This is a genomic window from Paenibacillus sp. P4_A9 (assembly GCF_056402415.1).
Genome location: NZ_JBFUHL010000126.1, coordinates 1 through 6,062, shown reverse-complemented (window position 1 = coordinate 6,062; position 6,062 = coordinate 1). Strand labels below are relative to the sequence as shown.

The window sequence follows — 6,062 nt, the reverse complement described above, 5'->3', positions numbered from 1 at the left end:
ACTTGCAAAACCAACTTCTTTCCAAATATCCGAACCGACCAAAATGGCGATAAATGGACCCGGTTGCGAAAGCAAAACTTGCGTCTTCCAGCCAAATAGTTTGTAAATATAACCATATATACCATAACTAGGAGAAAACACCTGGAAGACAATTCCAGAAACAACTACCCAAGATAAGAAATGCGGCAGATAGGATATCGTTTGGATGAAACGTTTTAACTTACTTGACATAACTTCATTGAGCATAAGTGCGAATAGGATTGGAAAAGGAAATCCGATCACAATTTTCAATGCGCTGATCCGCAGCGTATTGTAGATGACTTGCTTTAAGTTTGCTTGCTCAAAGATAGGTTTAAAATGTTTGAGTCCAGCCCAAGGGCTGCCTGTGATCCCATCTATAGGATTAAAATCTTTAAACGCAAGTAGTATTCCGTACATTGGCYCATACTTGAAAATGATAAAGTATACCAATCCTGGTAGCATGAGGAGAAACAAATATTTTTGTTTCATTAGTGTCCTTAGTGTTTGATTRACCTTACTTTTCGGTTGGCTTCGAGTTTGTTCCTTTGTTCCTGTTATCGCAGCTTGATTCATAGGCTAACCTCCTGATTTCTATACTTGAATGGTAACATTTCCACTGCATCCATTTGAATGATTTAAGTAGTCATTTCATGATCAAATTAAGCTTAATATAAAAAAACATACAGGAAATGAGAATCTCATTTCCTGTATGTTTCAAGGGGAATCTATATCATTATTGCCATTGTTTCAAGTAGAGACGATTAGCTGCCTCCGTCATGTCGTTGCCAACTTCTTTCTTATACTTTTCAATAAATTTATCGAAATCGTCAAGCGTCTTGCTGCCTATAATGACTTCAGCAAATATCTGATTCCATTCTTCGTACTTTGTTTTCCCTTTGGCATCCAAATTTTCACCGGAAGGTGAAAGCAGTGGACCATTTACACGATTGTATGCCCACTCGTTATTTGCTTTAGAATAGAGGCCGCTTGCATCCTCAGCGTATTTTTTCAAATTACTAATGAACTGTGGATCGGTGTATGATTTCTGAGTTTCCCAGTTGTTCCCCCCCAGTATTCCCCAAGCAATTCCTTCTTTTACTTGCGCATCCGCATTAGAGAATTCCTTCTTATACATGGGTATCCCGTTTACCATATCATATGTTTTCCCTAGGATACCGAAAGATTGCAGCATGATTAAGTCTTTGTCATTTTTCAACTTATCAATAGCAGACATTATAGCATGCAGTTTATCCGGGTCCTTCTCAAGGTGCTTGCCAAAGGAAAGCGGTTGATTTAAAATTCCTTCGTAATTGATTAATGCAGGTTTGATGCCCTCTTTAACTGTAGGTATGGCGATCCAATCCAATTTCGCCTGAGGGTTTTTAGTAGTGAGTCGTTCGAATATAGAGCCAGGTGAAAAAGGAGCTTGAATACTTATATTTAAAGGTGCAAATTGATAGTAAAGCGTATTTCCATTTATCCACTCGTTGTTTAATGCGCTAGTATCCATGGTGACCCATTCCGGATTAATGTAGCCCGCTTTGTACCATTTACTTAATGTGGTAAGCGCTTCTCTCATTTCCGGCATAAACGGCGCATACACGAGCTTGTTGTTCCTAAGCATCCAGTGATCGTATATGACTCCGTATGCAGCCAAGAATGTATTAAAAGATTGGCGCGGGGTATCCTTTTCTCTGGCTGTGATTGGATACTTGTTAGGATACTTTTGCTTATAAACCTTGAATAATTCTTCCCAATCGCTGATCGTTCGCGGCATATTTAAACCAAATTCATCCAATTTGTCCTTACGGATGAGTAGACCATATGGATATGTGGTAACCGTTTGACCTATATAGAATCCGGCAAGCTTACCATCAACTGTGAAACGAGCAAATGCATTTTCCTTACTGATTCCATAATCTTGGTACTGTTTAATAGCTGCTGCATATGACAAAGGCATGTACGTTTTGAGGTCATCTTCTGTAAATTTAGCTGTTCCATTCTTCAGTAACTCAGTAATTAATGTCGTATTACTTGAGGGAGAGAACACATCAGGCATTTCATTTGATGAATAATACAAGTTCAGTTTTTCTTCATAGTCTGCATCAGGCACAGCTTTTACTTCCAGTGTATATCCAATTTTCTCGTTAATTTGCTTCATAGATTCGGAATCTGAATTAGGCTGAATGCGCGTTGTAAAAATTTTAATAGTATTCTTTTTAGAATCTGGTTGTATTGCCGTCTCAGCATTTTTTTTCATGTCTGTTGATTGCTCACAACTGGATAGAGCTCCAGCGACTAAAATAGATGCTAATGTTACAGCAACTATGCGTTTTTGGGCCATTCTAGATATCCCCCTTACAAATATCGCCCTGACGAATATTCCTTTGGACTTATACCTACTACTCTTTTGAACATCCGACTGAAATGTTCGGTACTTCCGTAACCGACCTGTTCCGCAATTTCATAAATCTTCAAATTTCCTTCGTCAAGCAATTCTTTGGCTCGTTCAATCCGGAAGTTGTTTAAATAATCAGAAAAACTTATGTTCAGTTCCTTCTGCACCAGTCTTCCCAAATACGCGCTTGTTACTCCAAATTGCTCAGCGGTGGACTGTAGTGTAATTTCATCTCTGAAATTGTTCTGAACATATTTGATTAACTGACGAACCGAGCTATTTCCGGTTTCCATACTTTCTGAGATTCGCATTAAGATTTCTTTCAATCGCCGATTCAATTCCGGTACCGCTTCTTGATCGTAGATAAATTCATTGAAGCCCTCAAGTAATGAACCACAGACTGCTTTAAGACCTTTCTGCTCGATGAAATCGATGAGAACGAACGAATATTTTTCGTACAATCTCAACACTTCATTAAAGTTTGTCGGCGCTACTTCCTCTTGTTTAACACATAACGAGCTTATTGTCCGCTGGAGTAATTGAGGATGAAAGGCTGACAACGTATTGCGAAGAAGATCAACCCGCTCATGACTAAGTTTATAAGAGATTGTTGAACTAGCCGATTGTATGATGTCCTTATTTGATAGTAATTTCCCTTTCCCAAGAATAAAGCGGAATTGACACGACTTCATCGCATCTAAGTATAATCCTGGGATAGAATTCACAGGTGACTTATTGCTGCTTATTCCTCCTGAAATTTGAATCCTAAGATAATGATCGAGCGATTTGGAGAGTCGTTCGAACAAGTAAGTCCAMTGAGAGATGCTTTCACAATCTTCACAATCATCACTTTCGTTACTTATGATGATAACGAATTCACCAGCCCCATTATAGAACAGATCTGTGCCTTCTTCGGCATCTAGTATTTCGCCCATTACATTCATGATAGCAAAAGAAAGCAGCTGTTCATCCCTGTTCCATCGCATATCAAGCAGCTTCTGAAAATAATCGACTGACAAAAACAGTATCACATGACGCCCAGGGGCAAAGCGAATGTTCAAATATTCTTTTCTTCGCTCCATAAACTGTTCCACCGACACGTATCCAAGACAAAATTCTCGGAACATCTGGTCTTTAATATGCCTTCGCATTCTATACAACTCGTTGTCTGCCTCACGAAGGCGATGGATATCAGCTTCCAAATTTTTATCGTGCATCATTATTTTCGTATTTTCTCGTTCTTGCTCTAACTGCTGAGAAAGTGTGCTCAGCAACTCGACAAGTGAGGATGGATCTAACTCCGTTTTTAAAATATACTCCGATGCGCCAAGTCGCATCGCTTCTCGTACCAATTGAAAGTCGTTATAGGAGCTGAGCACCACGGCCTTGATATCCAATCCCAGTTTACGGATTTCTCTAATCAGTTCTAAACCGTCCATACCTGGCATCTTGATATCGGTGATCAGTATATCGACTCCGAATTTCTTAATGGCTTCTAACGCACCTTTGCCATTAAAAGACTTGGCCACAACTTCGAATCCATGTTGTTCCCATGGAATGAGACGTAATAATGAATCCACAACCATTCTGTTGTCATCCGCTATGATTACCTTCTTCATTCAGGATCCTCCACTTTCTCCTTGATGGCTGGCAGTCGAATGATGGCCTCAGTGCCCTCACCTAATTTACTGTAAAGCGTAACACCATACTGTTCGCCATAATAAACTTTGAGTCTTTTGTCCACATTCTTGACGCCGATTTTGTTCAGACGCCAACTCATATCCCCATCCCCATCCATAAACTCTTTTATTTTCTCTTCCGTCATCCCTATACCGTTATCTTTTACTGAAAAAACCAAGTCTTCCCCTTCCATTCGGGCGGATATCGTTAGTGAAGGGTGGTCAACTTCCTCGCTGAAACCGTGAAAAATCGCATTCTCCACTAACGGCTGGAGCAGCAAATTGGGAATCAGATAATCCATTTCCGAATCATGAATATGATAATTCACACTCATTTCACTCATATACTGCATCTGCTGAATGTTAATAAAATCCTTTAAGTTGGCAATTTCCGTACGGACTATGATTAGTCGCGATGAGTTGCCTAATGTTCGTTGGAATAGCCGAGCGAGTACATTTAACACTTCCGCCACTTTAACTGCTCCTTCTGCAAGCGCATATAGCCTCACTGAGCCGATCGTATTATTAACGAAATGAGGGTTAATCTGATATTGGAGCATATGAAATTCGATTTCCCCTCGACGCTTCTCTTCCTCCACAGACTGATTTATCAATTCTTTCAAGCGTATAACCATATAGTTGAACGCATTACTTAAAATATCAAATTCATTCCCGAATTTTTTCTCGATCCGTACGTCAAACTTCCCTGTCTGCATTTCCTTCATGGCTCTTACCATCGTTCTTACAGGCTTGGACAACCTTCTCGCAAGAATCCATGCTACAAGCTGCAGCACAACCAGCATCATACCACTAACGAGAATGGTAGATTTGGCAATCAATCGAATATTAGTGGTAAATACTTTTTGCGGGACGATTTGAATAACCTGTAAATCCCACTCAGGGATCTTATAGAAGCCGATAATCACTTTCTGACCGTTGATGAATGATGTATAGCTGCCTGTCACATGTCCGTCTGAAACACTCGTAATGCCTTCATCCGATAATCGGCCCCCCATCCTTTGCTTGTCTGAATGCGAAAGGATATTACCACTTCTGTCTGCAATCATAACCGTTCCTTCACCGTTGACTAATACTTTACGGATGATGTCCGAAATATTTTTCTCCTCCACAAAGAGATAAACGCCTGAATTAGAAGAATCATCCCCATGGCTATAAGATTCGTACAGCCGTCTTCCCAAAACATAGTAATCATATTGGTGCTCAGAATCGATGTATGTAACCTTCATGGTATGTAAATTAATGTCCCCTTCATTTTCCATATCTGATTGGTAAATAGCGCTGTTTCCCAATTCCTGTAAGTCTTTAGAATTTAAACCTTTAAACATGTACTTCAAATGATTCCCTTTGTATAGTCCGACCGGACCGACGGACTCGTCCTGATAAAACAACCCGTTCATCACCGTATCTAGTTTTTTGTTGACGGCAAGCGTTTCCACTTTCGAAGGATCGAAGTTATTTTGGAAGAAAAGCGTTTTGATGTCCTCAGACGTTACGATAAAATCCATATACTTCTTATAAATTTTCAATTGAAATTCTAGATTGTTGCCCATTTGTTTTAATGCCGCCTGAAGCGCTTGCCCCGCGTTCTCTTGTGCTGCGTTGACAGATATTCGATATGCATAGATCCCCATCCCCGTTATTGGTAGTAACGTCATTAAGAGAAACAAGAGAAGCAACTTGGATTGTAGCGTTTTCATAAAACACACTCCCTAACTGGCTCTAACTTATTAATCATTGTAGCCTTACCATCTAAGGGTTGTCCATTTCATTTTTCGTAGGTTACCTTGAGGAATTTGAGTTATTTTTGTGAAAATGCAAAAGAGCTGCCGAGGCAGCTCCTTTATTGTTTGTATATTCAATTGCACTCAAATTCACATGGCATCCAAAATGATACCAGCCGTTTCCTCAATTGCTTTCTCCGTGACGTCGATCACCCTACATCC

General features: G+C 39.9%; 3 protein-coding genes and 1 pseudogene. All 4 read right to left on the bottom strand.

Annotated elements, in window-relative coordinates; translation table 11 throughout:
• A pseudogene (locus tag AC1DVJ_RS29540) lies at positions 1-594 on the bottom strand (sugar ABC transporter permease); the annotation flags it as partial.
• A 160-nt stretch (positions 595-754) separates the two neighbouring features.
• Positions 755-2,365 (bottom strand): extracellular solute-binding protein, encoded by a 1,611-nt coding sequence (locus AC1DVJ_RS29535; protein ID WP_477596234.1) that lies wholly within the window; start codon positions 2,363-2,365, stop codon positions 755-757.
• A 14-nt stretch (positions 2,366-2,379) separates the two neighbouring features.
• On the bottom strand, positions 2,380-4,038 hold the full coding sequence (locus tag AC1DVJ_RS29530; RefSeq protein WP_477596232.1) for a response regulator: 1,659 nt from the start codon (positions 4,036-4,038) through the stop codon (positions 2,380-2,382).
• Entirely contained in the window at positions 4,035-5,816 is a 1,782-nt protein-coding gene (locus AC1DVJ_RS29525) for a cache domain-containing sensor histidine kinase (RefSeq protein WP_477596230.1), read from the bottom strand. The genes AC1DVJ_RS29530 and AC1DVJ_RS29525 overlap by 4 nt, the downstream gene beginning before the upstream one ends.
• Between the last annotated feature and the right edge of the window lie 246 nt (positions 5,817-6,062).

Coding starts and splice junctions, on each gene's coding strand:
- AC1DVJ_RS29535 (WP_477596234.1), bottom strand. CDS start 2,365: ATGGCCCAAAAACGCATAGTTGCTGTAACATTAGCATCTATTTTAGTC.
- AC1DVJ_RS29525 (WP_477596230.1), bottom strand. CDS start 5,816: ATGAAAACGCTACAATCCAAGTTGCTTCTCTTGTTTCTCTTAATGACG.